Genomic DNA, 25798 nt, shown 5'->3' with positions numbered 1-25798 from the left:
AAGTTTTGATTAAGATATTTACCATTTTACGACACATACAAATTCAAATTATATGGGTACTTTGAAGATCAACAACTTATGCTAATTATTGAGTAAGAAGAGCAAACTACCACCGCTGAGTGAGCTGCCATAATTGAAGTTAATCCCGACACCGAAGTTATCAAAGAAGTAAGAGTCGTAAGGGACATCGAACACCAACCCAGCGCCGAATTCATAGTAATAGTGTGTGTCTAAAGGATCCGTTAAATCCCCCACTATATCGATTCTTCTAAAGTTATAGTGGACCTGAGGGTTGTTTAACGACCAAGCATCGAGCGCGACATTTTGCCTAAACTCTAGTTCATTAATAAATCGCATCCCTTCAGGGTTACCGATATCACCATCGTTCGCTTCACCCCATCCAGCCCCATAGAAATAACGCACTCTAGAAGAGACATTCCAGCTTCCCCACTCTTGCTGCTTTAAATACTTGAGTTTGACCGACGGCTCACCTACCAATGCCCATGCTGAGGTATTTAGCGCGTAGCCGTCTAGCTGAGACTGAAATGCTTGAGAGTAGCTGTTGTTGTATTTATATTTATTGCGGTAATAGAGCAAGTGAGTGCCTAAGCCATACGCGATAGACCAACGTTGGGTTAAATGGTTTTGAACCCCGAAAAAGCCATACAGGCCCAATACTGAGTCTTTATTCGGATTCACACGACGGTCAGAGGTCACTTCCGGTGAGATTTCAATATCCTGTTCAGAAAGCGCATAAGACCCTCGCACAGACCAAATAAGGTCAAGATCAGGATCATCGGTGTTAATCACCGAAGAATAAGGAATGGAGCCCACACTCACTTGGCTTCGAGTATCGATGGTTTTATCGGATCCAAAACCACTGTCGTTTAAGTTGATAAACGAATTAGGATCAAAATCCACAAAGCCAATTGAAATGGCATCGCTGTCAGTCAGCGCAATTGATACAGAAAATATCTTCTCTAAGCGGTTCTGAATCAATTCATTGGATGCATAGGCCGAGGAAGAACTGAGGCCCATTAAGAGCAGAATAATAGAACGGGGATAGTGCGATAGGGGTGAAAGCATTAAGTTGACTCCATTCAAACTTATGCTTCAAGTGTAATTGGTAACTTAACTAATTCAATCAGAGAGTTAACGGTGTGGTTGATACTGCTCTCATTTGCAGCTGCGATTCTGCTCCAGCTATTGCTCAAATTGTCTATCGGTTTAGAACATAAGCTGGCTGATTACTTCAAATCTAAACCGGGGACTGCGCCTAAGATTTATCGCGGTTTATCCAGTTACGTGATTCTAGTGGGCTCTAAGTTTGTGATGCTGGAAGCCATCAATATCTTGTTTGGAGACAAGGTAGATTTCACAGGCCCTTGGAATGGTGTCGTAGCGTTCTTCGCTGTGGTATTCACGATCTTGGTCGCAGAGATTATTGTTTCAAAGATCTACTTCGCACTCGATGACACGCCCAAAGCCGAAAAAGCATAGCCGCTTTTGATACAGACCTAAGACAAAAAAAGTGAGCCGAACAGGCTCACTTTTTACATCTATTCTTTACGTTTCAGCGATTAACAAACAGAGAAGTTAGATAAAGACTCTCGCTCTAACACCAAACACCCAAGCGCTACTTTCATTGGAGAACGCAGGATCTTTAATGTATTGAATATCAGGTGTGACTTGGATGAAATCGTTGAGTTGCATGTTGTAGTAAATTTCAGCCGTCCATTGCTCTGTATTACCACTTATTGCTTTCGCATCAGCTGCAAAAGAATCACCATTCACTTCTGCCCAATTAAGTGCCACGCCTAAATTGTTGGTTGGTTTTCCTAATCCAAAGTAACCCATACCAACAGAGATTGATTTATCGTAAAGGGCAACATCACCTTCTGAGAAACCACCTCGCACAAACGGCATAACTTGCGGCGTGATAAACTGACTCCATGAGAAATTGACACCTGAGCCACCTTCAGTTGCAAGGCTATTACTGTGGCGAGTATCGTCACCAAAATCCCAGAACGTCACATGGAAGTTGTCTGTATAAATCAGGTCTTGTGAAGCCGTCCAACCTAATTCAAGTGTTGTAAAGTAAGACGCATCACTACCAAAAGCGCTATCAAAGCCATCAAAAATATCATCTGACTGACCATTTGCATCAGCGATACCACCGACCACATAAAAGTTTTCGCCTAGCATATGACCGGCAGAAAGGGCCAATACACCGTCATCCGGTAAGCCCATCGCACCTGAGCCTGTCGAGAATACCAAGTTAGTAAAACCAGACCACGGGCTTGCTAGAGCGTAAACATCCGCATAGTTCGTTACATCCTGCCAACCGACAATAATGGTGCCTTTGCCATCATTGATTTTTTGCTTCCAATTTAAGTCCGTAACACGAAACCCTTGGTCGCTGTATGCCGGACCAATTGCACCGACATAGCCAAGCGGGCCGAATGAATAGTCTTTTGGCGGAGTATCACCATAGGCATGCCTATGTTCCACCTTCCAAACTAAGCTACCTGAGTTCTGTGTGCCGTTTCCTAATAGATGCCATGAACCGTATAATCGTGCCACACCCGACGATGCATCAACGCTATCGCCGCCAACCCCATCCCCAGAGGTCAGCCCCAAAGCAAAGTAATCTGCACCAAATGTAAAACCATCTTCAGCTAATGAATCCCTCCAAGATTTCTTTTGTGCTTTCTGCTCTGCAATTGTATTTTCAACAGAATCTGGGCCTTCAAAGTTAGCGCCGTAAACAACGCCGCTCATTGGGCTAGCCGCCATCACAATAGCCATACTTACTTTAGAGAATCTTGAGTTCATCATGTCACCAGTACTTTTTAAGTTAGTTTTATTTTATTCATTACTCACATTGAAAATTGTCATTTGATGACAACCATTAATTTTCTTTTTCATAATAGTCTTCAATCATCGAAGCTTTCATTTCATAACCCATGGTGAGGTTACTTTTACCATCGACTAGGAAGACCTCTTCAGTCACTTTGTTGGAGCTAAAGTCACCTTCTACCCACACTGGATACTGAACGTTCTGTACCTGAAAGCCTTCAGGGAAAGACACGCGCACAATCTGGTTTGCAGGTGGTGGCGGCATGTGGATACACGCACCCGCCACAGGCACTAACAGAAACTCTGTTGCTGTCATTCCCTCTGAGAACTCCAGTGGAACGATGAAACCGGGAACTCGTACTTTCTTGCCATCAAACTCTGTCGTGATAGCTTCGGCGTTTGCTTTCATGGTTTGCATGTATTCGTCACGCAGTGCGATCATTTCGTCTGCGTCCACGCCCTGCTCTTTTAGCGTTTGTTTGAATAATAGAACCTGTTGTTGAGCTTGCTCTTCCTCTGATGCACTCATTGCTATCACACCTTGTAATAGACGCATTTGTTGATCGGTGAGATCCGGCATTTCTACTTTCATTTCGTGAGACTCTGAGTTCAGATCTTGCCACTCAAGATTCATCGCAGTTTCAGCAAAAGTAGGAAAAGCAACGGCCGTCAGTGATACCACCGACAGAATAAGAGAAAGCATTTTTTGCATAAGGAACACCTTGAATAGAGGTGACCTACCCAAATAGATCACCCATTAAAGCTTAATTTTTAACTAAATTGTCGAACTGAGTTACAGCGTGTTTTTGTAGACTTTGCCATCTTTCATGATGACTTTAATGGTGTCGATTTCAGGGCTGCGCGGCTCTGCATCAAACCATTTTTCGTTTGCCCCAATCACTGACAAGTCTTCAAGTGGGTTGCCTTCAACAATAATGATATCGGCGTATGCGCCCGCTTCAATCACGCCTAACTTACCCTCTGGGTATGGGTCCATCACGCCAGATAACTTAACGATCTCACCGTTTACCGATGTCATCCCTTTCAAAGTGAAGAAGTTGCCTAACTCTTTACCCGCAAGGAAGATCGTGTGGTCGGTTTGTTTGATACAAGAAACCACGTCACCAACACAGTCTGTGTGGAAACCCCATTTAGGTTGGTACTTGTTGACGTTCGATATGTAGTCTTTGAATGCTTTGGTTGCCGACTCCGCTTTACGCTTAGAGGCAGGGTTCGAGTTGATCGCTTCGATCTGCGTCAGGTAAGGTGAAAACGCGGTCATGTTAGTTGTGATGTAAGCGTCTTTATCTTCCATCTTGTCAGCGATATCGCCATCGAACATGAAACCGTGTTCGATTGTTTTAACACCCGCATCCAAGTTACGCATGATCGCTTTTTTACTGTAGGCGTGCGACATCACGTAAGAGCCATACGCATCAGCAATTTCCACGGCAGCTTCAATTTCTTCCGCAGACATCGCATTCAGCTGCCAAGGGTCAAATGTTGAAGCCACACCACCCGAAGACATGATCTTAATTTGAGTATTGCCTTGCTTGAAGTTTTGACGAGCAGCGGCTTTGATTTCTGTAATACCATCGGCATTAAAGCTCACGCTATTTCGAGCCATACTGGTCGATGAACCAAAGAAGTGTTGGTTAGCCGTGGTTAGGTTACTGAAATCGGCATGCGAACCCGTCGGGCCAATAAATGCGCCTGATGTGTAAAGTCGTGGGCCCGGCAACATGCCAGAATCGATTGTTTTACGTAAGCCAGTATTCAAGCCACCAGCATCACGCCACGTGGTGAAACCTGATTGAAACGCGGCGTTCGCGTTCACTGTTGCTCGAGCAGCCAGTTCTTCAATCGTACGGTTGTTTTCGTGGTCACTTAGATTACCGCCATTCAGCAACAAGTGACCATGGCCTTCGATTAAACCCGGCATTAACGTTTTGCCTTCGCCGTCAATCACTACAGCATCACCAGCCTCTATCGGGCTTGCAGAGATTTGTTTGATAAGATTATCTTCGACTAATACATGATGGTCTTCGTACAATTTGTTTTCAGTACCATTGAATACATCGACGTTAGTAAATAGCGTTGATGCAGCATTTGCAGAAAGAGCAAATGAACACGAAAGAGCAACAACAGAGAGTTTTAAGCCTGCATTTTTCATTTATACACCTTGATTCCGTTTATGAGTGGAGTCCACTTCCCATAACGATTCCGTAACTACTAATGAGTGTCATGAGGTTTCAAAGGTGTTTTTGTCAGCCGCGATAATCACAAAAATCTAATCAAAATTCCGGGAAAAAATCGAGGCAAAAACAACTCATCAACATTCAATAACTTAGTAGTGATACTGCCAGTGTTCAAGGTTGATAAATGGCCATTTGGTGACAATAAATAATTATGCGTTCAGGCTCCGGTTTCTGCTTACTGGCTGGAGTTTTTACTTACTGGCTAGAGTTTCGCTGCGGAGCTGTTATTGCCGAAGCTCTTACTGGTAGCTTTGTACTGCTGCTTACCGAGGTTAGCTGTGCTCTTTTCGATACTGTCTTGGCGTCATGTTCATCTGTCGTTTAAAGGCTCGGGTAAAGTGGGAAGAATCGGAATAGCCCATTTTCGCACCTACTTGCGTGATCGATAGATCTGACTGCTTAAGCAATTCTAAAACCTGCTCAAGAACCATCTCTTCAATCAAGGTTTTGTAGACCACCCCTTCACTTTCCAACCGACGCTGGATTGTTCTGATATGAATATTCAGAATCTCAGAAGCTAAGCTAATTGGGAGTTTCCCCATCGTGAGATAAGGTTTAATAACAAGCTTAAAAGCGCTCAAGAATGAGCTAGGTAAAGGCTTAGTGAGATCTGATACTTGAGCAATTTTGGGTAAAATAATCGGTGCAAGCATGATGTCTTCAGGGATCTCAAAGGCAGTGACCGGTCTATGCGTATAAAACTGAGCACTGCCCATTTGTGGTAGAGATTGAAAACATTCGAGATCGCCATTTTGAATTCCGACCTCAGACGGCTTCCAACGACCTTGTGTTAATACTGAAAGTAGCTCGTTGATGAAAATAACAGAGAACAGTTCAGCGAACTTAAACCACGGTGCGTTAGTAAACGGCTTCTCGCGAACCAACCACCACTTGCCTCCGGATTGCCTGGTATAGACATTCGCACCATTGGATACGAGCTTCAATTGCTCACCAAATTGGTCTAGCGCGTTTTTCAATGAATCCTGCTGGCTTAGCTTAGCCACAAACCTTGGCACATAGGTTTGCTTGCAAAAACTCCACATAAACAGCGAAAACTCTTCTCTCGACGCAGATTCCCCCATAATCTTGACCACGTTCTTAACCGTTGTCTCAGGGAGATAATCGTAATGGTCATTACTGGTGAGAATATCATTAGGGATTTGGGCACTGCGTAGTAAGGTGTAGATTTCACCATCAATATGTTTGAACAGTTCCGCGAACAATTCGACTTCTTTCTTATCGACAACTGTCATTATCTGAGGGGTATTTGGCATCCTTTCCCTTATCTATTCGTTCACGAACTCAAATTATCACCTTTTTTAAGATAGCAGAACAAACGCCGCGTTACCTAGACCTACTAACCGGATGTCTCCGTCAAAATAACTAATAAACAAACGGTTAGTAGCCAAACTCGTGTTTACTGACTTGGTAGATTACTGAACGGCTAAGTCCGCTCTGCGTACCCAGAATGCTCGAACATGGTCATAAATCAGATTAAACACAAACGCGTAAATGGTAATAAAAATGGTCACGCCGATGTCCATCAAAAATGCTTGCCATAACCCCACGTTAAGTAAGTATGCCATCACAGGGATCGTCGCGATCAACAAGCCAGCCTCAAATAGCACGACATGAAAAACACGTAATTTGAGCGAACGCTTTGATTTTTCACCCGTGAAATAACGATCAAAAATACGGTTAAAACAGTAGTTCCAAATCATCGCGATAGTCGCAACAACTATCATGGTTCCTGATAAGGCATTCACATCGTGATCAGTAAATATCGCTAAACCTATAATTGACAGTGTGACGGCCAATACTTCAAACAACACCGAGTGGAAAACTCTCTCTAACGTACTCATACATTCCTATAGCAATTTATAACATGGTGGACTTACCGAAATTATGTCACCGAAAACAATAAGAGAAAGTTAACAGCCATCACGTTTAGTGATAGCTTAAGTATAAGTACCCCATTTTGTATTGAGCGAGAGATAACATGTACAGTTTTGAGCAACTAAAAGTCTTCGTCACGGTGTGTGAAAGTGGCTCTTTCTCTGCCGCCGCTCGCAAACTGAAACGCGCTCAGTCTGGGGTAAGCCAATCGATAGCCAACCTCGAAATTGCCATTGACCAAGAGCTGTTTAACCGAGAGAAAAACATCCCCGTTTTAACCAGCAAAGGTAAAGCGTTATTGCCTGTGGCTAAGTCCATTCTTGACCAGCAAAAGTACTTCGATCAAAAAGTAGAATCGCTGACCCAAGAAGATGAGCACGAACTGATCATTGCGGTTGATGAAAGCATCATAGATAAGAACTTTATTAAGATAATCAGCTCACTCGCCGATCAATTTCCAATCACACACTTCGATATCATTACCACCTCAACCTTTGATGTTGAAGACCTAGTAAGACGCGGAAAAGCACAGATTGGCATCATCTATGCGGATGGTGAACTTAAAGTGGATATGGACTTCTTCTTACTGGGCCAAGCGCGTTTCCTAACCGTTAGCTCTGCCACTCACGAACTCAGCCAAATGTCGGTAGTACAAGACTCAGACCTCAAGCGCTATCGCCAATGTGTGCATCGCAGCTCAAAGCAGCGCGAACTGTGGTTCACCTATGGTATTAGCTCGATGCGTTGGTATGCGAACAACCACAAGAACATTGTTGATCTCGTTGAACAAAACGTGGGTTGGGCAAATGTGCCCGAGATGATGGTGATGGAAGGCATTCAAAAAGGCGATATTGTGGCGTTACCTGTCTCACACGAGCATGGTGGTTGGATTACTCCAGTAGGTTGTTTAGTTTCTCGCAGCCACATCAATGGCCCAGTTCTCACCAGCCTTATTGAGCAGCTTAAGGGGCACTCACTGCAGTACAATCAATGGCAGGCTAACTAACCTCCCCTGTTCTTCACTCATCGTCAATTCATAGATTCAATATCGGCATGGAACACACCACCGCTACCCCATTTTCACTTTTATTGCTGATAAAGATCTTTATCGTTTAGACAAAACACCCTAGTTGATGTCCCAAAGTGACATAACTACTATGCGATCCCAACGGGTTTGTCTTTTCAAACGAATATCGACAGACCCAAATCGCTCTTTAACACCACTGACCCAACTTCAAATCTCCCAGATAAGCGCTCAGCCTTGCTGTTGCTTATGTCGGTTTCAAATAGATCACTTTTTGAATTTAATTCGCCCCAGTTTATGAGTGCTCTTCGAGTGCTTTTTTATATCTAAATGAACCTTTTGGAAAATTTGTCGTGAACGTTTTAAGAAACATTTGCCCTGAGAAAATGGGTAAAGAGCGTAACAAACGAGAGTATGATTTACGCGTACTTAATTGTGTCAGTGAAAGTGAATATGAATCGCGTATGGCGGTTTGGAACAGCCTAGCGTTAACTGCTACTCCGTCTGCGTCGGAAACAAAAGGCTTCATCGATGAGTCTTTCAACAAGCTTCAACAAGACCTGAAAGAAGCTAGCCGTGAGTTGTCGATTAACTACACAGACTTTATTGCGATGGCGCATGAAGAGATCAACTACATTAAGGTGTTTGTTGCTGATAAAACCTCGCAATACGGTTGGTATGCTGCCATCGCTCTGATGATTATCGGCACGGTTGCTCTTTGTATTCAGTAAGATAGGCACGTATTTTATTGGCTACTACTGCGAGTACTTTAATGCGCTCTAACTAGAAAACAAATGACTCATTTCATTTGTTTTCTAGCTTCTCTACACTCACTCTCCCATTAGAGATAGCAAATCCTGCGTCGCTTGTTTTGGGCTTTCAGCGTGACATATCGCTGAGACCAAGGCTAATCCATGAATACCTGTGTTAACCAACTGCGGAATGTTCGACTCGTTGATTCCACCGATACCCACAATCGGAAGCTTGGTCGTTTCTAACGCCATTTGAATACCTTCGTAACCCCAGTGTTTCTTGAGGTTTGTCTTGGTCGGTGTCGCAAACAGCGCACTAAGGCCAATGTAATCGATCGGCAAACTATCTGCTTCTTGTAGCTGCTGTTCAGTTTCAATTGATAACCCAAGAATCTTATCCGGACCAATCAACTGACGTGCTAACTCCGCAGGCATATCCGATTGCCCCAGATGCAAACCATCGGCATCAACGGCTAATGCCACATCGACTCGATCATTAATGATCAGCGGCACACCTGAGCCAGCCAGAATCGACTTAACCGCTTGTGCTCGTTCAATGAAGGCTCTTACGTCCCCATGTTTTTCTCTTACTTGAACCATAGTGACGCCACCAGCAACCGCTTGTTCAACCACGAATTTAAGCGTTTCTAGATCTTGTTGGTCGTCAGTCACCAGATAAAGTTTATAAGGGTTCATCGCGTACCTTTGAAGTCGATTTCTAAAATTGGTTTTCTACCATTTTACCGACAAATCACATCCTATGCATGGAAGTTAGCACTTAATTCCTTAAGTTAGGCGGTTGAATTCAAATACGCAACTCGTTGAAAGCATGTCGAAAAACCCGATTTTTCTAACAAAAGCGTTACTTATTACACAAACTATTCGCTTTAGCATGCCCAGAATGCTGTTTTATGAAATACTCCCCTATGAAGGAATCAGGTAAATATAGGGATAGTTATGCGCCACCTTTCTATAGCGCTCAAGATCAAGCTGGGTTATGCCATCTGCTTGCTCTTTTTCGTCATTTCAGGCCTTGTGAGTTACAAAGGTATTCAAACCTTGTCGAACGGCTTTAGCCAGTACAGTGAACTCAGCCACAAGGCGACATTGTCAGGCAACATTCAAGTGCACTTTCTTCAGATGCGTTTAGCTTCTGAACGTTACTTAGAGTCATTGGATGATCAATACGAAGCGAATTATCAATCGAGCAAACTTGCGATTGATGAACTGCTGAACAACTTAATCCAAACCACCACCAATACTGATAGCTTGTCGAGCCTGCAATTAGTGCAAGACAGCGTTGCAGCTTTTGATGCGGCTTATGGATCAATGAAACAGAGCCAACTGCTCATTGACCAACTGGTCAACGTTGAGATGGTCACACGAGAAACTAACGCACTAAAAGCCGCGCAGAGCTTGTTGTATGAGTCTTACAACAACAACGATCCAAACGCGAGCTTATACGCAGGCATGTTGATGGAGAACTTCCTCGCAGCCAAGATCACAGTGCTGAGTTACTCAAACAACAACGACCTCAAAACCTATGAAGCTGGTAAAGACATTTTTGAATATGCTCTGCCAGGTATAGAAGGCGATATTGAATCTCTTAAATCATCTCCTTATCAAAGTGAATTGATTGAAGATTTCTCTAACCAACGGGAAGCGTACGCGAAAGGCTTTGAGCAAGTTCATCAACAGATGATTGAGAACACGCAAAGAACCGCTACCCTCGCCTCTATTGGTGACAGCTTAGCGATTTCGGTAGCTGATGCTCAGAGCATTCTAGAACAACAGAAACAAGCATTAACACCAGAACTGCAAGCCAGCGAAAAGCGCTCGATTCAAATCATCATATTGCTGACGGGTGTGGCTTTAGTTATTGGCATGACGAGCGCCGTGTTGGTGACTCGCTCTATTACTAAAGGCATCGCACAAGTTAAACAGATCACCAACGAGCTTTCTCAGGGCAACCTGAATGTGGAAGTGAACATTGAGAGCAAAAATGAGATTGGCGAACTGCTGACTAATATGGAGATCACCATTGAATCTCTGCGCGATATTGTTGGCCAAGTGAACCGTTCTAGCGTGCGTATTGGTGAGATGTCGGAGTCACTCAATCAAGTGACCAATAACAGCTCGACCAACGCAACACAATTGAATAGCGAGATGATAAATATCTCTTCTGCCGTTGATCAATTGGCTTCCAGCACATCAGAAATTGCTGCAAGTGCTAACCACGCGTCTCAAGTTGCTAACCAAGCAACCGAGAATGTGGCGATGGGACTCAAAGAAGTAGACAAAACACTGCATGAAATTGGCAGCGCCGATGAAAGCATGCAGGTCAGCAGCCAGAAAGTGACTGACCTACACAAAGAGTCGATGAACATTGGTGCCATTCTTGAAGTAATCAAAGGCGTTTCTGAGCAAACTAACCTATTGGCATTGAACGCTGCCATTGAAGCCGCTCGTGCGGGTGAACAAGGTCGTGGATTTGCCGTGGTAGCCGATGAAGTGAGAACGCTCGCTAAACGAACTCAAGACTCAGCAAGCCAAATTGATGAACTCATTACCTCGCTACAACGTGGCGCTAAAGATGCGTTAGAGTCGATCAAAGAGAGTCACAGCACGGTTTCAGATGCTTCGACTCAGGCGCAACAAGCTTCTCAGAACTTGCATGTGATTAATCAACACATCCAAGATCTGAACCAAGCCAACAGCCAAATCGCGGTGTCGGTTGATGAGCAGGATCGTCTTACCAAATCACTGGGTGAAAACGCGCAAGGTGCAAACACTATTGCTCAAAGCAACCAAGAGTCGGTAAGCAGCATTTCAGGTGCTGCGAGCGACTTAACCGAGGTTGCTCATCACCTAGAGAGCCAAGTTAACCGATTTAGAACCTAGCCAGCCAGTCTATACACAGCTGACACAGTTCCAAACCAGTAATAAAAAGCCCCCTACACATAAGTGTCGGGGGCTTTTTTAAGTTAATCTAACTCTAACTTGTGGCTTAGAGTTAGATTAGCCCTACTGAATCTTCAAGCGTTGAATCAGAGTCTCTTCGTCTAACTGATACAACTCATCAAGCAAGTTAATTTGCAAGCTACCTGGGCCGCGAGAGTTTTCAGCCGCGATTTCACCAACCACGCCTAATACCGCTGCTGCAGCTAAACCACTATCATCACCAACAGCCGTGAAAGCACCCGTCAATGCAGTTAAAGTACACCCCATACCCGTCACATACGGCATCATTTGGTGTCCATTGTTTAACGTCACCACGCTGTCTTTGGTGACAACGTAATCTGTCTCACCAGATATCACCACATTTGCACCGTATTCAGCCACTAAGCACTGTGCAGCACCTAACGCAGCATCACTGCTATCAAGCGCATCAACGCCTTTGCTCTGCGCTTGTTCGCCCGCTAACGCGATAATCTCAGACGCGTTACCACGAATGATCAACTTATCGGCTAAGCGTGCAATTTCACGAGAAGTCTCGGTACGCAACGTACTTGCCCCACAACCCACAGGGTCAAGAACCACAACCTTGTTGTTCGCGTTCGCTTGCTCAACAGCAAAACACATTCTTGGCGTCCAAACACTGTCGAGCGTGCCGATGTTAATCACCAAAGCACCAGAGAAAGACATCATCTCTGCCAGTTCTTGTTGCGAGTGCGCCATAATAGGCGAAGCGCCAATCGCCAATAACGCGTTGGCCGTGTTGTTCATCACTACATAGTTAGTGATGTTCACAACCAGTGGTTTTTGCTCTCGTACTGCGCGTAGCGATTGAATAATTTGTTCAGTAAGCATGGGTAAATCCTTATTCGTGAAAGTCGCTTTTAAGCCGCTGTTGAATCATCAAGAGCGTTCAGCCCTTGCTGCCAAAAAGCCACTTCCATACGCGTTGCGGTTTTGAAGATATGAACGATGTTCTGACCGCGTTCGCTGTTGATATCAATTTCAGCAAGCAACTGATTGAAGTATTCCGCGCCCGTTGCTACGCCAGATTGGAACTCTTCACTGCCATACAGTTGCAGCCAGCTTGCGTATGGGTTGCCTTCCAAAACAGTATCACTGCTTTCTAACAGCGCTTTACCAATCACGGCATAACCGATTGAACACGGAGCCAGTGCCGCATATAAGTCGACAAGATCACCCGTCATACCCGCATCTAGAACGTAGCGCGTGTAGGCAACAGTGCCGAAATCTTCAGGTTCGTTTTCTAAATCCGATTCGGTTAAACCCCACTGACCACAGTAAGTCACATGGTGAGAGATTTCAGAATCTAGCAACGCATGAACACTTGGCAGTGCACGACGCATATCAGCCAAGGTTTTAGCCTTGTAAATTGCCAATGCATAAGCGCGGGCATACTGCTTTAAAAACAGAAAATCTTGCTTCAAGTAATGCAGAAAACACGGCTGAGCGAGTGTGCCGTTTGCCAGCGTTTTAACAAAATCATGCTCGGTGTAGTCTTGCCAATCTTGTTGACAGGCTTGGATTAAGTCTTGGTATTTCATGAGATTCCTTAGTCAAAAGTCGGTACGTAGTCAGCGGCTTTCGGTAGTGATTTGATAATGCCTTTGTCAAACATGAACTGTGCGTAATCGTCGTAACGCTTCATATCTACAGCAGAAGGACGAAGTGCAAAACGAGTCAGCGTGTCGTTCCATGCGCGTTGGTTAAGCTCGTTATTCAACGTATCTGGTGAATACGCCACAAACTCACTCCATGACTCTTGGGGGTGGTTCACAATGTAAGTCGTTGCTTGTTCCAATGCTTTGTTGAACGCTTTGATCGCTTCATCATCGTGTTTCTTTGCGTTCGCAACAAAGATAAGCTCGTCGTAAGCGGGCACACCGTGCTCTTCAGGGAAGAATGCCTTAGCTTTAAAACCTTCAAGTGCTAACTGGTTGGTTTCGAAGTTCCGTAAGCCACCCCAGATTGCGTCTACCTTGCCCGATGCCAATGAAGATGAAAGTGCCCAACCGACATTGATGGTTTGCACATCTGTAAATGCAACATTTTCTTGCGCTAACATAGTGCCGATAGTCGCTTCTTCGTTACCCGCAATCGCAATACCGATCTTCTTGCCTTTCAGATCCGCTAGCGAATCGTTCTTGCCGTTATCCAGTACCATTAGTGTGTTCAGTGGCGTCGCGATAAGGGTTGATGCACGAACTAAAGGAAGACCCGCTGCCACATCCATGGTTAAACTTGGTTGGTAAGTTACCGCTAAATCGACCTTACCTGCCGCGACCAATTTTGCTGGCGTGCTTGGGTCTGCTGGTTCTTGGATTTCAACCTCTAAGCCTTGGTCAGCAAAGTAACCACGCTCTTGAGCAATCACAATCGGGCCGTGGTTCGGGTTTACAAACCAATCCAACATCAATGTCAGTTTCTTTTGTTCAGAGTCCGCTAGAGCATGACCTGAAACTAACGAAGCAAGCAGTGCCACTGCACCTATCAATTTTGTATTTTTCACGGTTAACCTTTCCTTTTGAATATTATTCTTATGTTGAGCGAAGCCATCATTGGTTTTCCCAAGGGATAGCTTTTTTGAGTAATTTATCTGTAACGAAGTAGAGCGAGATAGACAGCACCGCCAAGATGAACAAGGCAGCAAACATCTCATCAATGATCATGCGCGCGTTGGCCTGCAGCATTAGGTAACCTAACCCTTCACTCGAACCCACCCACTCCCCGACGACCGCGCCAATTGGGGCAATAACCACAGCCACACGAATGCCAGACGCTAATGTTGGCAGCGCAGCAGGCAGTTGGATATAACGCAGCAATTGCCATTTCGATGCACCCATCGTTTTGGCAAGATCGAGATAGCCTGTCGGAGTATTACGTAAGCCGTCGTAACAACAAGTGGTTACTGGGAAGAAGATAATGATCGCCGCCATCACCACTTTTGAGGCGATGCCGTAACCAAGCCACAGCATCAATACTGGAGCAATCGCAAACACAGGGATCGCTTGACTAGCGATTAAGATAGGTAACAGCCAGCGTTTTAGTGGTTCGAACATCAACATCTGCAGGGCGAAAAATAGCCCCATCGACAAACCGAGTAACAAGCCAAGTAAGATCTCTTGCGCAGTCACCCAAGTGTGTTTGAGTAACACATCGTAGCGTTCGAATAGTTTAATAAAGACTTCTGCAGGCTCTGGCAGAATGAAGCTCGGCATCTCGAAGACAACCACAACTAACTGCCATAAACCGAGAATCACAGCACTGCTGATAACCAAACGCATAACGGGATTCATCTGACGAGGACGTGTAGTTGTGATCTGTGTGTTAGTTGAACGAGCCACAGCTTCGCTCCGCGTTAGATCATTCATAGTCACGCTCCAGCTGATCTAAGATCGCTTGTTGTAACTCAGCACATTCACCATCTAACACTCTTGGTGTGGCAGTGAGAGGCACAGATAAAGACTGAGCGTTCGCCGGTGTGCCTTGCAACACATACAAATTGTCCGCCAAACGCACCGCTTCTTGTGGATCATGGGTGATCAACACAACGGTTTTATCTCTCAACAGCTCACACGCTAAGCTCTGTAGTTTGTGTCTCGTTACCGCATCCAGCGCAGAGAACGGCTCATCCATCAGCACCACTGGCTTGTCTTGCATTAAAGTTCGAGCCAAAGCGACACGTTGACGCATACCACCAGACAACTGATCCGGCATCGCATTCGCATAATCAGCCAAACCAACCGCAGCGAGCAACTCGAGTGCTTGATTGGTTTGCAGTGCTTTGTCAGAAGCTGAATTTTGAAAACAATGACTCAGACATACATTGTCGATAACCGACAGCCATGGCAGTAACAAATCCTGCTGCGCCATGTAAGCGATGCGATCCGTTAAAGGCAATTCATCAGAGGTTGTCAATGTTCCCTGCCACTCCACCTTGTCGTCCAACAAGCCTGCCAGATAACGCAATACCGTGGTTTTCCCGCAGCCACTTCGACCTAGCAATACCGTCCACTTACCTGCGTTTAAGCTAAGCGACAATCCCGATAAGGTTGCGTGCTCACTGTCGTTATAACGTAAAGAGGCATTGCTGAGCTGAACACCCACCGTATTAACGGACATTCCCGTGCCCAGCGAAGAAGTGATTTACGGGCCCATGACCTTGGCCGACTTGCAACTCATCAGCATGAGCAATCGCGCGCGAAATGTATTGTTTGCCTAGCTCAACAGCCTCTGACAGCGTGTTGCCTTGCGCTAAGAAAGAAGCAATAGCAGATGAAAGCGTACAACCCGTACCGTGGGTGTTTTTGGTAGGAAAACGCTTCGCACTAATCAAAGCAGACGTGGTTGGCAGAATCAGTAAATCGTTACTGTTTTCATCTTTCTCCAAGTGACCGCCTTTTAGCAGGACTGCTTTAGCACCTAAAGCACGCAGGTCTTCAATCATATCCTGCATTTCGGCTTCGCTTTCAGGCACAGCTTTGCCCGTTAGTGCTGCGCCTTCCGGCAAGTTAGGCGTAATGATGTCTGCGAGCGGAATCAGTTCTTGTTTTAGCGTGGTGATCGCCGAGTTTTCTAAAAGAAGGTCGCCACTTGTCGCCACCATGACAGGGTCAATCACTAGGTGTTTAGGTTGGTATTGTTTGATTTTGTCCGCGACGACTTTGATGATTTGCGAATCCGCCAACATGCCGACTTTTACCGCCACGATATTCAAATCGGTAAACACTGCATCTAACTGACTAGCGACATGCTCTAGTGGGATTGGAAATATAGCGGACACGCCTTGGGTGTTCTGAGATGTAATCGCGGTAATTACCGAACAAGCGAAGCTACCCGTTGCAGACATGGCTTTAATATCAGCTTGAATGCCCGCGCCACCACCACTGTCAGAACCCGCAATGGTCAAAACAATCGGAGTATTGATCGAAGAAGATTGGTTTTCTGGTGTTTGAGTGCTGTTAGGTGATACTTGAGAATTGGAATGCTGTGTCATGGTCGCTCCTACTGTCTAAAAGACGTAAGAGAACCGAACTTTGGCCGCAAAGAGAGTGTGGAGGTGAAAGCAATGAGAGATCATTGTTGAACCACGTAGGCAAAGTAATCATAGTTCCCTACGCCAGTGTTAACTGAATCAGGTTCAACGGGTCTCGAATAACGATCTCAGCAAACACCAACTAAGGTATATGCCCCCCGACTATTGATAACGATAGTAACAGCACTCTCGCAACTGAGATACTCATTTTATTCAATTATAAGAATCACGCATGAATTTAATTCAATTAATCCCGTTTTAACTAATACTTATAATGGCTTTTTAGTTGGCTGAGATTGGATGAATAAACACATCACTATCAAGAACATACCTAGCCATCCAACCAATGGAATAAGCTCACCCACAATACACACGGCCAACACGGCGGCAACGACTGGCTCAAGTAAGGTAATCAAGTTGGCGCTACTCGCTGTGACATGGCGTAGCCCAAAACTGAAAGCGATATAGCCTAAACATTGAGGAAGTAACACCAAGTAACTCACCACCAATATATTGGTATTCGATGCGAACAAGTTATCCCCCGTAAACCAAAGCGTTGGCAGTAGCAACATCGCTCCTAGCCCAAATATGCTGCCCATCGCTGCTTGCGACTTAATGCCTTCGTCTATCAGAGCTTTTGTCGCCCATGAATAAATGGCGTAACACAACCCAGCAATCAACCCTAATCCAATGCCCAAAAGCTTCAGATCGTCACCAGAATCATTCGCTGATGATGATTCTGAAAATACCAGTAGCCCAATACCAACCACGCCAATGGCAAAGCTCGTTAACCAACGTTTGTTGATATTATTCTTTTTGCTAATAAGACACTCTAAAAGTGCAGAAAAGAAAGGAGCAGTAGCTATCGACACCACTGTGCCCATTGCGACACCCGATAACTTCATCGAAGAGTAAAAAGCCAGAGGATAGATCGCCAAAGCCAGCGCACTCGCCGCTAACAACTTTTTGTTGAGCAAAAGCTTATCAAGTGAAGATAAGATCTTTCGATACGCCAAGACTGCTTGCATTAAGCCGCCGACGCCCATTGAAAAAGCACCAATCGCTAATGGGCTGAGATCAGGCGCAAAGCTTGCGGCGGTGCCTGTCGTGCCCCATAAAACAGAAGCAAACACGATGGCTAAAGTGCCCGTTTGGAATTCGTTAACGCGATTGATGGCAAGATTCATTTCTATTACCTAGTCTATTTTCATTTCTGAAATAGATAATAGTGAACATATACTAAGTTGAGTTTGCCAAAAGGACGCTATTCTTGTTTTGGAAGACTCTCTTTCATCGAGCCCAAAAACGCCCTTGGAGACATGCCAAAGTGCTGAGAGAAGCGTCGACTGAATGCAGACAAGTCACTATAACCCACATTTTCTGCGACCAATTGAACGGGTAAATCGGTATGGCTAAGCAAGGCTTGAGCTTTCTCCATACGATAGCGAGTGATGTACTTAAGCGCACTGATTCCAATGCACTCTTTAAAGCGCTTCTTAAATTGAGTGGGGCTCAAGCAAGCCGTTTCTGCAAGCTGAGAAATAGAGAGAGGCTGGGCGTAATTATCCGCAATGAGCCTTTGGACCGCTCGAATACGAGGGTCGATGCTCTTGCTGACTTTTTGTTGCTCTAATAACAGTGAAAACACATCCAAGATGGATGATTCAATGCCACTGTCCACTTGGTATTCCAACTGCTTTTCAACAAACAGCAAGAAGCTCATTAAGGGTGGCGTGATAGTAAACACCGAGAGCTCATGCTCTAACAAGTGCTGCGGTAACTCTGCCATATCTGCGACAATAAACCGCGCTGCTTCATCCGCCTTAAACGCATGCGCTGTGGTTACCGGAATCACCACGCATTCGCCCACGGCCACCTTGCCGACATATCCCACCATTTCAATACTAATACTCCCTTGAATAGGCAGCACGAGTTGATGGTAGCCATCATGGGCATGAGTATTAAATTGCTTGGTGTAAGATCGAATGCTTAGGCTAGATTTCATGAGCAACGCCGGAATTCAGTTTATTGAAACATGAGTGTTAAAAAGAAATTACATGATTTAAGCGAGGGAGTCACATCGGACTAGTATTTTTGTCGTATCTCTTTCTAGCCTTTCTAAGTCGGATCAAAAAAGCCGTTTAAGTATTGATACTCAAACGGCTTTTTACTCAAGTCTAATTCGCAATCTCAAGAACAGTTAACCGAATCGGCTATCACTTCCTAACAAAATCGCTCATTCAGACTCTATTATTTTTGAAGTTGCTCTTTAGCGGCTTCAACCTTAGAAAAATCTAGGCCAAGCTCTTCAACTGCTTCTTTGATTAGCGCAGGGTTTTGCATTACCTGGCCCATCAGCATTTGAAGTTTATCTTGTGGTAAGCCAAGTTGGCTGATCGTCGCCATTGCTGCAAGAGGGTTCTCGGTCAACGTCTTGAATAGCTCGCTGATCTGCTCGTCGCTAATATTGTTCTCTTTCAACATTGCTAAAATCGGGTTCATTTTTTTGCCTTTGAAACACTAAATTAAGTAGGAGCACAGCATACCATCTAGCTGTGCTCGATTGTACTAGCAACTTATACTTTGCCTACTGTGAAGTAACCCTAAGCCTAGCGAGACTCTAATGGGTAAGAGCGGTAGCTCCACATACCATAGGTTCTAAGCGCATCTCGGTAGATACCTAGTAGCTCACCATCACTCGCCTTCTTAAGATCTGCGAGTGGCTTGTCTGGGTAAGAAACCGTATCAAAAGTAATGCCCTGAGGGCCGGTTTGCCAGCTAGCGATTTCAAACAGAGTTTGACCACGACGAACATGGCTTGCCGAGCTAATAATGGTCGCGTGCTTAATATCATGGCGAGCAAGTGCGTAGCTACTGAATAAGGCATTGCCTACCGTGCTGGTCGCGTAATTCTCTTCGATGATGCGATCTTTGCTTACCCCTTTCTCGATAAGCCAATCCGCCATTAACTTACCTTCAGTCTTGTGGTTCTTGGGCACGCCACCCGTTAACACGATCATCGCATCTGAGTTCGCCTTAGCCATCGCCAATGTTGTCTCAAGACGCTCAATCAAAATTTGATGCATAGAGCCGTCTGGATTAAGCGCATAGCCCAAAGTGACAATCGCGCCATGATGATCAAGCAAGCCTTTATCCGCAGACTCTTTCAACGGTGTTTCTAACACGCGGTCGACCGTAGCAAAAATGCGTTTGATGTCTTCTGCTTTACCTTTGTTCAGGCTTTCCAGTTTCTCCATGTGCTTATTGGATTCACTTTCATTGCCTTCAAATCGCTGCCAAACCGCAAGGTAAGCATGAAGATCAACATCGTCTGGTGCAACCGTCAGCGCTTGCTCAAACAGCTCAATAGCGCGCTCTGCATTCTTGTTGTAGATCTGAGCGTTCGCTGCCGAGATAAGCAAATCAGTACGGTAAGGTTCTAGTTGGTAAGCTTCTAACAATCGGTTAGTCACAATTTCCATGTTGCTTGGCATTTTAGCCGTAAAGCCCGCGTGAGAAATTCTTGCCGGAGACTTAAACGCCTGCAACGCATCAAGAAGTAATTGGTCGACAACTTGTCGCTTAGTCACCAACTGCGCGTAATCCGCAGAAGCCTGTACTGCGCCGTCGTTAGCAGCAAAAGAATAAGGTGTTGCGCCAAAAGCCAGCATGCCACCAAGAGCGAGGGCGATAATGTTCTTTTTCATGAAAAGATCCTGTGTCGTTAAGTGTTCACATCAGATTTGCTCACCAATGTAAGTCCCTAAGATTAAAAAACCGTGAAGCACACCTTAATCTCTAACGTTTATATTCATTTGTTGCATAAGGTGTGGCAGCAGATCACGATTTTGAACTTACCAATAAGCCTGTGCATCCAGATAATTCTGGTTTGAACCAGTGCTCAACGTTTTTGTTGGAATATATGACTGCGGATTTCATACGCCCTATCCCGCCAAAAACCACCCATCACAAATCCGAACTCCGCATAAAGCAACGAATCAAAAAAACCACTTTAAGCTCATTTTTTCAACAACTTAAAATCCAACACACTGAATCGCGCGATTTTACCCCTCGCTCAAATAACGAGGTCTTCAACACATAGAGTTGGAATGCGAGTCAGAAGATCTTCAAATAATTCAAAATCAACCATTGAACGATCGTTCAAGTGGTGCTTTAATAAATGACCAATACAAGGAGTTACCCCATGCTTAAGTTCTATTTTCACCAAACACCAAACCCAATGAAGATCGCTCTGTTTTTGGAAGAGACAGGCCTAGATTTTGAACTTGTTCCTGTCGATACCTTAAAGGGTGAGCAGCATTCACCGGAATATCGTTTAATCAATCCAAATGGCAAAACGCCTGCGATTGAAGATGAAGGACAACGTGTATTCGACTCTAACGCTATCCTTCTGTATCTCTCAGAGAAAACAGGCAAGCTTGGCGGTCAGCCAGAAGACAGAGCTGAACTACTCTCTTGGATGATGTTTATCGCGAGTGGCCTTGGTCCATATTCAGGCCAATCGGTACACTTCCGCCATGCTGCGCCAGCAGGCTTAGATTACGCAGTAAATCGTTATCTACGCGAAGCACAACGTCACTACGAAGTGTTAGAAAAGCACATGGAAGGTCGTGAGTTTTTCGTCGGAAATGAGTACACCATTGTCGATGTTGCTGCATGGGGTTGGATTGATAAAGCACCTTTCGTGCTTGGTGAAGAAGGCCTAGCACCTTACCCGAACTTAAAGCGCTGGTTCGATGCAATCAACGCCCGCCCTGCCGCAATTCGCGCTCGCGAAACTGGTAAAGACGTTCAATTTAAAACCGAACGTGATGAAGAAGCGAAACGAGCACTGTTTCCTTCGAATTATGCGAAGTAGAAAAATTGAGAGTTAATGCTCTACTGAGTGATAGCTAAAACTCAAACATAAAGAGCCGCTAAAAAGCGGCTCTTGATCTTCAAACTATTCGAACTCGTTCAGATTACTCTTTACCGAATACGTTGTTCTCTTGCTCTTGCACACGGATGAAAGTAGTACGCTTAGTTAGCTCTTTAAGCTTTGCTGCACCTACGTATGTACAAGTTGAACGTACACCACCAAGGATGTCAGAAATTGTGTTGTGAACAGAACCACGGAACGGAAGTAAAACAGTTTTACCTTCAGCTGCGCGGTACTTAGCAACACCACCTGAGTGCTTGTCCATAGCCGACTGTGAAGACATTCCATAGAACTTCATGAATTGCTTACCGTCTTGCTCTACAACTTCGCCGCCTGACTCAGAGTGACCTGCTAGCATGCCGCCTAGCATTACGAAGTCAGCACCGCCGCCGAACGCTTTAGATACGTCACCCGCACATGAACAGCCACCGTCACCGATGATCATGCCGCCAAGGCCGTGTGCTGCGTCGCCACACTCGATGATTGCAGAAAGTTGAGGGTAACCTACGCCTGTTTTAACACGTGTAGTACAAACAGAACCAGGGCCGATACCAACCTTAACGATGTCTGCGCCAGCTAGGATTAGCTCTTCAACCATGTCACCCGTTACAACGTTACCAGCAGAGATAACTTTAGTCGGGAATTCAGCACGTACTTTTTGTACATACTCAACTAGGTGCTCTGAGTAGCCGTTAGCGATATCAATACAGATAAATACGAATTCGTCGCTAAGCGCCATGATTTGCTTAGTTTTCTCAAACTCAGCTTCAGAAGTACCTGTTGAAACAAATACGTTGTTCAGCGTTTTCTTGTCTGCTGTTTTTGCGAACTCAGCCCACTGCTCTACTGTGTAGTGCTTGTGTACTGCAGTCATAACACCGTGCTCTGCTAGAGCAGCTGCCATTTCAAAGCTTGCTACCGAATCCATGTTCGCTGCAATTACTGGAGTACCAGACCATTGACGACCGCTATGCTTGAATGTAAAATCGCGGGTTAATTCAACTTGAGAACGGCTTTTAAGGGTAGAACGCTTCGGACGGAAGAGTACATCTTTGAAACCTAACTTAAGTTCTTGTTCGATACGCATGGTGTTTTCCTTGATTCATAAAATTATGTGTCTCTCGCGAAATGCGTCGTAAAACCGTTGGCAGACGAGTTTACTTTTCTTCGGACACAAAAAAACCGGAGCGTTGGCAGACGCTCCGGTTTTCAGCATTATAGGTCGTGATTTAGTAACAGCAAGTCTGATATTTCACTTTTTTTTATGCTATCCTCTCAAAGATTCCATATCCGCTAAAAACCCCTCAGTTACACTTCCCAACTAAATTCTTATTAATTAATAACTTAGCGAACCATTCGCGCAAACGCTGTTGGTTTATTGCGCAATCGTTTTCCTTCATATTTCACGTAATATCGCCCTCATAATGCAAATATGTGAAGAAAGTGCCTCGAAATCACATAAAAACCACACTTTTATCCAACAAAAAAATGCCTTTTTTCTTAAATAAATTCGATTTTTTTCTAATTTTTCTCTGTTTTTGACCAAATTGGCTAATCTCGTGACGTTTCTGTTTTGCGGTCACTTAGAAAAGTAGAGTGAAAAGGACTCAATCTAGAGACCAATATTCACTTGGGTTTGAGAGTCGAGCCCTCGCACTCCATTAAATGAAGCTTTCAAGCTTGGACTTTATAAATCCAATTTCTACTCACCCATAGCATTACGGCTCCAAAAGCACGTTTCGTCGTCGCCCTTTCGTTCATGTAACCTAGAATACTCTGCAAAGCGCTCAAAAAAAGAGGATTGGTTGACGTGAAAAACTGGGGGAAAAGATAAGATTTGAAGAATAAAAAGCAAAAAATGGCTCAGGTAATTAACCTTAGCCATTTTTATTCGCTGATTAGACTGATGCTAATACACACATAGAAAAGTGCTGTTTAGTAAATAGAGCAGTGCTAGTTCTTTTGAGAGACTAACGCTTCTGCGGTCGCATCTTGAATCGACAAGAACAATGAGCTAACTTGCCCTGTTGGAGAGCGCATTGGGTTTAGCGTCACGTTCTGATACATGAAATCGGCTTGTTGAGTTACAGGGCGAACATTGCGGCACTTAAACAGATAAGGCCTTTGTTGCCATGTAATGAAGCTACGGCAGCCTAAATCGTAGACTGGCTTGGTTTTCAGTCTAAACCACTCTTCTGGGATCTCAGGGAACAGTTCAAAGATAGACTTACCGATCGCATCATGCGATTGCTTACCGCTATGGTGCGTCATAAAGCCATTCCAAACTTGTACCTGAAAGTCACGATTAATGACCACCAGCCCCATATCGACGTTTTGAACCATGTCGACCATCCAGTGGAACTGTTCAAATTCAGCAGGAAGATTCAGCATATTAAAACTCCTCCATTAGGTAGGCCAATTTGTTGTCTAGAAGCGGCAAAGACTCATCAACAAACATAAATAGAAGGTCACAACGGATGGACGTGCCGTCGATGTTGTAGCTAACTTCGAACGTCATGGTCTTTTTGAACGAGCCGCTGGTATTTTCAATCACCGAATCAATCGAGATGTGTTGCCCTAGCAGCACAGGAGAGCTCTGGAAGAAACGAACTTCTGATTGCTCCCCTAACCCATTCAAGAAAGAGCCGACTAAGATGTTCGATACATCCATCAGCAGCTCTAGTTCTTCTAGCTGCTCGCTTTCTGTTGGCACCTTCATGAGCTTCTTAAGGTCGCTCACACTGGAATCACTCAACAAAACTAGTGCTTCACCTGCAATGCCTTCTCCACTGAAGCCTTGGCAAACACCTGATACTTGGTCATTGTCGGCTAGATCGCGAAGTGCCATGTGTAATTCACTCACTTCGAAGATGTTGACGTTCGGCAGCGGTAGATGAACAAACACATTAAAGTGACGAGCCAGTGCATCAGCGGCACGGCCTATCGCTACGTTCGCGACTTCCATATAGATATCGCGTCTGCGAAGTATTGGCAGTTCTAAAGCGGTTGGGGTAATGATTTGAGGCTGTTTTGGCGGCTCGACATGCTCACGTAAAATGGCTTTTAGCGCTTCTTTATCGATCGGCTTTTGCAAAAATGCTTTGGCGCCAAGATCCAGCACCTTCTGTTGTGCTTTTGGTTGTATGTCACCAGAAACAACGACAACTGGCGTGGTATCGCCTAAACGTTTCATCTCTTCCAATGTGCCATAGCCGTCTAATTCCGGCATGGTTAGGTCGAGGAACATCAATTTGAATTGGTTTTGAGCGAGCTCTTCAAGTGCATTAAGCCCATGAACAGCAAAAGTTATATCCGCATTTAGAGAACTAGGCAGTGACCGAGCCATCTGCTTCCTTGCTAACGCAGAATCATCACATATAAGAACTGGGAACGACATAAATGCACCACTGACAAATTAGAGCTAATTCGACCGAGTGTAACAGAACATTATGGTATCAGGTACGGGGTGAATGGATTTATGTGCAGATTATTAGTAAGAATGATGAAACAGGTAGGTAAGCTATTATTTCGCATTATTCTTCATGAAAAACAATATGCTACAAAGGTAATAATCGTTCATCGTTATAGAGTAATAGCACTTTTTGATAGAACAATCGAGCTAGTTTATGAAATGGTAGCCTTAATAAGTGAGTTTATTAAGGCTCGGTTTGCTCATTCATTTATCGGCTTTATGTAGCCATGATAAGAGACGTAATGTGAATAACTAGAACTGATATGAAGGCCATAGGATCAGTAATGCGAAACGAATCACCACGGCGAAGACCAACAGAGCGATGCCTAAACGGTACCATTTGTATTCGGAGATGTTCATTGGGATACGCTTATAAAACATCGTAATCACGCCCTTCCAATCGCTACTGCGTCTTCCGTACTGCATCATGCTCGTCAAAACAAACAGTGCGCCAAGCACTAACATTCCTTTTTCAGCCCAGAACAATCCAACTTCCATTTGTGTATTCCTTGATAAAACGGTGAGCAACTCAAATCATTCTAGTCACCTTTTAGCTCGGTTTCTGTAAGACCAAGGTCTAAATTACG

The 25798-nt window shown here is 44.7% G+C and carries 25 protein-coding genes, 1 pseudogene and 1 riboswitch; of the genes and pseudogenes, 5 read left to right on the top strand and 21 right to left on the bottom strand.

What is annotated here, in order from left to right:
• Positions 1-81: 81 nt before the first annotated feature.
• Entirely contained in the window at positions 82-1086 is a 1005-nt protein-coding gene (locus tag AB6E30_RS06305; RefSeq protein ID WP_372102960.1) for a Solitary outer membrane autotransporter beta-barrel domain, read from the bottom strand.
• An 87-nt stretch (positions 1087-1173) separates the two neighbouring features.
• Between AB6E30_RS06305 and AB6E30_RS06300 the strand changes: the two are divergent.
• A pseudogene (locus AB6E30_RS06300) lies at positions 1174-1500 on the top strand (hypothetical protein); the annotation flags it as partial.
• 96 nt (positions 1501-1596) lie between these two features.
• On the opposite strand, the gene AB6E30_RS06295 reads toward AB6E30_RS06300, so the two are convergent.
• The 5 genes from AB6E30_RS06295 to AB6E30_RS06275 form a co-directional block, all read right to left on the bottom strand.
• Positions 1597-2838 carry a carbohydrate porin gene (locus AB6E30_RS06295; protein ID WP_372102958.1) on the bottom strand — a complete coding sequence of 414 codons (1242 nt, stop codon included), beginning with the start codon at positions 2836-2838 and terminating at the stop codon, positions 1597-1599.
• A 73-nt stretch (positions 2839-2911) separates the two neighbouring features.
• Entirely contained in the window at positions 2912-3571 is a 660-nt protein-coding gene (locus tag AB6E30_RS06290) for a DUF3299 domain-containing protein (protein WP_372102956.1), read from the bottom strand.
• Positions 3572-3652: 81 nt separating this feature from the next.
• Positions 3653-5032, bottom strand: a complete 1380-nt coding sequence (locus tag AB6E30_RS06285) for an amidohydrolase family protein (protein ID WP_017071981.1) — start codon at positions 5030-5032, stop codon at positions 3653-3655.
• A 357-nt stretch (positions 5033-5389) separates the two neighbouring features.
• Positions 5390-6370, bottom strand: a complete 981-nt coding sequence (locus tag AB6E30_RS06280) for a helix-turn-helix domain-containing protein (RefSeq protein ID WP_372102972.1) — start codon at positions 6368-6370, stop codon at positions 5390-5392.
• 180 nt (positions 6371-6550) lie between these two features.
• Positions 6551-6979 carry a PACE efflux transporter gene (locus AB6E30_RS06275; protein ID WP_017071983.1) on the bottom strand — a complete coding sequence of 143 codons (429 nt, stop codon included), beginning with the start codon at positions 6977-6979 and terminating at the stop codon, positions 6551-6553.
• Positions 6980-7116: 137 nt separating this feature from the next.
• Between AB6E30_RS06275 and AB6E30_RS06270 the strand changes: the two genes are divergently transcribed.
• Positions 7117-8019 (top strand): LysR family transcriptional regulator, encoded by a 903-nt coding sequence (locus tag AB6E30_RS06270; protein WP_372102954.1) that lies wholly within the window; start codon positions 7117-7119, stop codon positions 8017-8019.
• A gap of 404 nt (positions 8020-8423) precedes the next feature.
• Positions 8424-8768: a hypothetical protein gene (locus AB6E30_RS06265; RefSeq protein ID WP_017631329.1), complete on the top strand. Its 345-nt coding sequence runs from the start codon at positions 8424-8426 to the stop codon at positions 8766-8768.
• 99 nt (positions 8769-8867) lie between these two features.
• Here AB6E30_RS06265 and thiE read toward each other — a convergent pair whose 3' ends face one another.
• Positions 8868-9485 (bottom strand): thiamine phosphate synthase, encoded by a 618-nt coding sequence (gene thiE, locus AB6E30_RS06260; RefSeq protein WP_193841486.1) that lies wholly within the window; start codon positions 9483-9485, stop codon positions 8868-8870.
• 261 nt (positions 9486-9746) lie between these two features.
• On the opposite strand from thiE, the gene AB6E30_RS06255 reads away from it, so the two are divergent.
• On the top strand, positions 9747-11690 hold the full coding sequence (locus tag AB6E30_RS06255; RefSeq protein WP_102428987.1) for a methyl-accepting chemotaxis protein: 1944 nt from the start codon (positions 9747-9749) through the stop codon (positions 11688-11690).
• Between the two features lie 123 nt (positions 11691-11813).
• Here the strand turns inward: AB6E30_RS06255 and thiM are convergent, their stop codons facing one another.
• The 10 genes from thiM to AB6E30_RS06205 all read right to left on the bottom strand — a co-directional run bounded on the left by thiM (position 11814) and on the right by AB6E30_RS06205 (position 20507).
• Entirely contained in the window at positions 11814-12599 is a 786-nt protein-coding gene (gene thiM / locus AB6E30_RS06250; protein WP_372102952.1) for a hydroxyethylthiazole kinase, read from the bottom strand.
• A gap of 29 nt (positions 12600-12628) precedes the next feature.
• Positions 12629-13309 carry a thiaminase II gene (gene tenA / locus AB6E30_RS06245; protein WP_017061912.1) on the bottom strand — a complete coding sequence of 227 codons (681 nt, stop codon included), beginning with the start codon at positions 13307-13309 and terminating at the stop codon, positions 12629-12631.
• 8 nt (positions 13310-13317) lie between these two features.
• Positions 13318-14274, bottom strand: a complete 957-nt coding sequence (locus tag AB6E30_RS06240) for an ABC transporter substrate-binding protein (protein WP_102428986.1) — start codon at positions 14272-14274, stop codon at positions 13318-13320.
• A 46-nt stretch (positions 14275-14320) separates the two neighbouring features.
• Positions 14321-15136: an ABC transporter permease gene (locus AB6E30_RS06235; RefSeq protein ID WP_372102950.1), complete on the bottom strand. Its 816-nt coding sequence runs from the start codon at positions 15134-15136 to the stop codon at positions 14321-14323.
• Entirely contained in the window at positions 15129-15887 is a 759-nt protein-coding gene (locus AB6E30_RS06230; protein ID WP_017061915.1) for an ABC transporter ATP-binding protein, read from the bottom strand. Before AB6E30_RS06230 ends, AB6E30_RS06235 begins: the two co-directional genes overlap by 8 nt.
• A complete protein-coding gene (thiD, locus tag AB6E30_RS06225; RefSeq protein ID WP_017064402.1) occupies positions 15877-16761 on the bottom strand; it encodes a bifunctional hydroxymethylpyrimidine kinase/phosphomethylpyrimidine kinase in 885 nt (294 codons plus the stop codon). Before thiD ends, AB6E30_RS06230 begins: the two co-directional genes overlap by 11 nt.
• 98 nt (positions 16762-16859) lie before the next feature.
• A riboswitch (TPP riboswitch) is annotated at positions 16860-16971 on the bottom strand.
• Positions 16972-17069: 98 nt separating this feature from the next.
• Positions 17070-17987, bottom strand: coding sequence for a DMT family transporter (locus AB6E30_RS06220; protein WP_017061917.1), 918 nt, complete (start codon positions 17985-17987; stop codon positions 17070-17072).
• Positions 17988-18064: 77 nt separating this feature from the next.
• Complete coding sequence (locus AB6E30_RS06215) at positions 18065-18805, bottom strand: AraC family transcriptional regulator (RefSeq protein ID WP_017061918.1); 741 nt, start codon at positions 18803-18805, stop codon at positions 18065-18067.
• 245 nt (positions 18806-19050) lie between these two features.
• A complete protein-coding gene (locus AB6E30_RS06210) occupies positions 19051-19302 on the bottom strand; it encodes a DUF2999 family protein (protein ID WP_004731647.1) in 252 nt (83 codons plus the stop codon).
• Positions 19303-19409: 107 nt separating this feature from the next.
• A complete protein-coding gene (locus AB6E30_RS06205; protein WP_017061919.1) occupies positions 19410-20507 on the bottom strand; it encodes a YdcF family protein in 1098 nt (365 codons plus the stop codon).
• A 497-nt stretch (positions 20508-21004) separates the two neighbouring features.
• On the opposite strand from AB6E30_RS06205, the gene AB6E30_RS06200 reads away from it, so the two are divergent.
• A complete protein-coding gene (locus tag AB6E30_RS06200) occupies positions 21005-21679 on the top strand; it encodes a glutathione S-transferase family protein (RefSeq protein ID WP_372102948.1) in 675 nt (224 codons plus the stop codon).
• Between the two features lie 103 nt (positions 21680-21782).
• Here AB6E30_RS06200 and AB6E30_RS06195 read toward each other — a convergent pair whose 3' ends face one another.
• From AB6E30_RS06195 to AB6E30_RS06180, 4 genes are all read right to left on the bottom strand, one after another.
• Positions 21783-22826: a GMP reductase gene (locus AB6E30_RS06195; RefSeq protein WP_017062429.1), complete on the bottom strand. Its 1044-nt coding sequence runs from the start codon at positions 22824-22826 to the stop codon at positions 21783-21785.
• A gap of 866 nt (positions 22827-23692) precedes the next feature.
• Positions 23693-24130, bottom strand: a complete 438-nt coding sequence (locus tag AB6E30_RS06190) for a PAS domain-containing protein (protein ID WP_004731659.1) — start codon at positions 24128-24130, stop codon at positions 23693-23695.
• A gap of 1 nt (position 24131) precedes the next feature.
• A complete protein-coding gene (locus AB6E30_RS06185) occupies positions 24132-25136 on the bottom strand; it encodes a response regulator (protein WP_136982641.1) in 1005 nt (334 codons plus the stop codon).
• 327 nt (positions 25137-25463) lie between these two features.
• Positions 25464-25709 carry a hypothetical protein gene (locus AB6E30_RS06180; RefSeq protein WP_136982642.1) on the bottom strand — a complete coding sequence of 82 codons (246 nt, stop codon included), beginning with the start codon at positions 25707-25709 and terminating at the stop codon, positions 25464-25466.
• Positions 25710-25798: the final 89 nt, after the last annotated feature.

The organism is Vibrio sp. 10N.247.311.12 (assembly GCF_041467515.1).
GTDB lineage: Bacteria > Pseudomonadota > Gammaproteobacteria > Enterobacterales > Vibrionaceae > Vibrio > Vibrio crassostreae_C.
This window is presented reverse-complemented; position numbering and strand designations above follow the sequence as displayed.

Bases quoted from the DNA above. Each gene is read 5' to 3' on its own strand.
- AB6E30_RS06305 (WP_372102960.1), bottom strand. From the start codon at position 1,086: ATGCTTTCACCCCTATCGCACTATCCCCGTTCTATTATTCTGCTCTTA.
- AB6E30_RS06295 (WP_372102958.1), bottom strand. From the start codon at position 2,838: ATGATGAACTCAAGATTCTCTAAAGTAAGTATGGCTATTGTGATGGCG.
- AB6E30_RS06290 (WP_372102956.1), bottom strand. From the start codon at position 3,571: ATGCAAAAAATGCTTTCTCTTATTCTGTCGGTGGTATCACTGACGGCC.
- AB6E30_RS06285 (WP_017071981.1), bottom strand. From the start codon at position 5,032: ATGAAAAATGCAGGCTTAAAACTCTCTGTTGTTGCTCTTTCGTGTTCA.
- AB6E30_RS06280 (WP_372102972.1), bottom strand. From the start codon at position 6,370: ATGACAGTTGTCGATAAGAAAGAAGTCGAATTGTTCGCGGAACTGTTC.
- AB6E30_RS06275 (WP_017071983.1), bottom strand. From the start codon at position 6,979: ATGAGTACGTTAGAGAGAGTTTTCCACTCGGTGTTGTTTGAAGTATTG.
- AB6E30_RS06270 (WP_372102954.1), top strand. From the start codon at position 7,117: ATGTACAGTTTTGAGCAACTAAAAGTCTTCGTCACGGTGTGTGAAAGT.
- AB6E30_RS06265 (WP_017631329.1), top strand. From the start codon at position 8,424: ATGGGTAAAGAGCGTAACAAACGAGAGTATGATTTACGCGTACTTAAT.
- thiE (WP_193841486.1), bottom strand. From the start codon at position 9,485: ATGAACCCTTATAAACTTTATCTGGTGACTGACGACCAACAAGATCTA.
- AB6E30_RS06255 (WP_102428987.1), top strand. From the start codon at position 9,747: ATGCGCCACCTTTCTATAGCGCTCAAGATCAAGCTGGGTTATGCCATC.
- thiM (WP_372102952.1), bottom strand. From the start codon at position 12,599: ATGCTTACTGAACAAATTATTCAATCGCTACGCGCAGTACGAGAGCAA.
- tenA (WP_017061912.1), bottom strand. From the start codon at position 13,309: ATGAAATACCAAGACTTAATCCAAGCCTGTCAACAAGATTGGCAAGAC.
- AB6E30_RS06235 (WP_372102950.1), bottom strand. From the start codon at position 15,136: ATGAATGATCTAACGCGGAGCGAAGCTGTGGCTCGTTCAACTAACACA.
- AB6E30_RS06230 (WP_017061915.1), bottom strand. From the start codon at position 15,887: ATGTCCGTTAATACGGTGGGTGTTCAGCTCAGCAATGCCTCTTTACGT.
- thiD (WP_017064402.1), bottom strand. From the start codon at position 16,761: ATGACACAGCATTCCAATTCTCAAGTATCACCTAACAGCACTCAAACA.
- AB6E30_RS06220 (WP_017061917.1), bottom strand. From the start codon at position 17,987: ATGAATCTTGCCATCAATCGCGTTAACGAATTCCAAACGGGCACTTTA.
- AB6E30_RS06215 (WP_017061918.1), bottom strand. From the start codon at position 18,805: ATGAAATCTAGCCTAAGCATTCGATCTTACACCAAGCAATTTAATACT.
- AB6E30_RS06210 (WP_004731647.1), bottom strand. From the start codon at position 19,302: ATGAACCCGATTTTAGCAATGTTGAAAGAGAACAATATTAGCGACGAG.
- AB6E30_RS06205 (WP_017061919.1), bottom strand. From the start codon at position 20,507: ATGAAAAAGAACATTATCGCCCTCGCTCTTGGTGGCATGCTGGCTTTT.
- AB6E30_RS06200 (WP_372102948.1), top strand. From the start codon at position 21,005: ATGCTTAAGTTCTATTTTCACCAAACACCAAACCCAATGAAGATCGCT.
- AB6E30_RS06195 (WP_017062429.1), bottom strand. From the start codon at position 22,826: ATGCGTATCGAACAAGAACTTAAGTTAGGTTTCAAAGATGTACTCTTC.
- AB6E30_RS06190 (WP_004731659.1), bottom strand. From the start codon at position 24,130: ATGCTGAATCTTCCTGCTGAATTTGAACAGTTCCACTGGATGGTCGAC.
- AB6E30_RS06185 (WP_136982641.1), bottom strand. From the start codon at position 25,136: ATGTCGTTCCCAGTTCTTATATGTGATGATTCTGCGTTAGCAAGGAAG.
- AB6E30_RS06180 (WP_136982642.1), bottom strand. From the start codon at position 25,709: ATGGAAGTTGGATTGTTCTGGGCTGAAAAAGGAATGTTAGTGCTTGGC.